Genomic DNA, 1,589 nt, shown 5'->3' on the forward strand with positions numbered 1-1,589 from the left:
CGCGCATCAAGCTACGTGGACTCTATCCAGTCCCGGTTGCCGAAAGCTAGTGAGACAATGGCTGAAGCTACACTCAGATCCACCCAGACAGGAACGCTTGAAGCGATAGAACCGAGCACCGACGGCGTCGAAGCCGCGATGGAGCCCACAGCACCAGTCACACTCATCATTCACGATGAGAACGAAAGCCAAGACGCAAACCGCACAGAAGTTGCACTCGTTGAAGCGCTACTGACTGCGTTAGATGATCCCCGCCCTAGTGAGACCGGGATCGTGACGCCACACAACGCCCAGAAAGGACGGCTCAATCAACGGTTCAGTGACCGCGCAACGATCGATACCGTCGAACGGTTCCAAGGTGGCGAGCGTGACGTGATGGTGATTTCAGCAACCGCAAGTGATCCGGATTACGTGCGGAGCGAGGCTGAGTTCCTGTTAAATCCAAATCGGCTGAACGTTGCCATGTCACGAATGAAAAAGAAACTCGTGATCGTTGCCAGTCAATCAGTTTTCGAAGTCACACCACCGGATGCCGACGAATTCGATCAGACTCTGATTTGGAAGCGACTGTACGACGCACTTGGTGTCACAGCAGACAGTCCAGCCACAGCCGTGTGGAACGGCCAACTCGATGAACTCTGTCCGGCAGAAATCGATATTCCAACCGCGAAAGCCACGACGAATATCGAGATTTATGCGTTAAGAGCAGCTGATGAATAAGGAACCTGTCGCGCCAATTCATATCCTTTGATCCCATGGCTAAGCGTATCTCTCTCCGTCGGGCAACCACTATTCTGGAATGTCGTATCGATCGATAGACACTGACTCGTTCTCAACCTGCACCATCCAAGCGATGCGATCAACAGGGTTCTCGTTCTTACTCATATGCTCGGCTGCTCCTGTATAGAGTAGTGGAACGCCGTTGTAATCCTGCCTTGTCGCATCGTGATGATGACCAGAGAAGACAGCATCAAACTGACCACCGAACTGTTGAAAAATCCGATCGAGATCTACGCTCATAGGTCCTGCTCCTGATAATTGTTGGAGTGTCTGATGGAGAATGAGAATCGATACGGGTTCAGAAATCATATAAGGAAACGCAAACTCAGACCACGGAAGATTGCCACCGGGAGAATGATTAATCCCGAACAGACGGACAGTAGAACCTATTGCAACGCCAGTCGTATTGAGTTGATTTAGATAGTCAGTATTAACCATAGAAAACAGTTCATCGCTCGATTGCGTGGCGTGATTACCTCGGACATAATAAAATGGGATATCGGCATCCGCTAATTCAGCGAAGATTTTTTTCTGGACAAGCGCCGCTTGGCTCGGTGTTGCCGATTCATGAAAGAGGTCACCAACGTGAGCTACTGCATCGACATCCTGTTTAATACCATACTCTACAGCAGTAGCGAATGCATTCAAACGATTGATACTTACACCTGTCCTCGGATGCGTTGTTCTCCCAATATGCGTATCCCCTACGACAAGTAGCTGCACCTTCCGGGACTGTCTCTTACCCATAAGTTCACTGAGCTCCAAACGGACGCTTCAGACGCTTTTGATCCCGATCTGCAATCAGAAAA

Annotated in this window: 2 protein-coding genes; one reads left to right on the forward strand and one right to left on the reverse strand. The window is 50.0% G+C overall.

The genetic code is table 11. From position 1 onward, the window contains the following. A partial coding sequence (locus tag KM295_RS16735) for a C-terminal helicase domain-containing protein (protein WP_256031513.1) occupies positions 1-720 on the forward strand: 720 nt, incomplete at its 5' end. Between the two features lie 69 nt (positions 721-789). On the opposite strand, the gene KM295_RS16740 is transcribed toward KM295_RS16735, so the two are convergent. After that, positions 790-1,503: a metallophosphoesterase family protein gene (locus KM295_RS16740; RefSeq protein ID WP_256031515.1), complete on the reverse strand. Its 714-nt coding sequence runs from the start codon at positions 1,501-1,503 to the stop codon at positions 790-792. Positions 1,504-1,589: the final 86 nt, after the last annotated feature.

The organism is Natronomonas aquatica, from assembly GCF_024449025.1.
In the GTDB taxonomy this organism is placed as follows: Archaea; Halobacteriota; Halobacteria; order Halobacteriales; family Haloarculaceae; genus Natronomonas; species Natronomonas aquatica.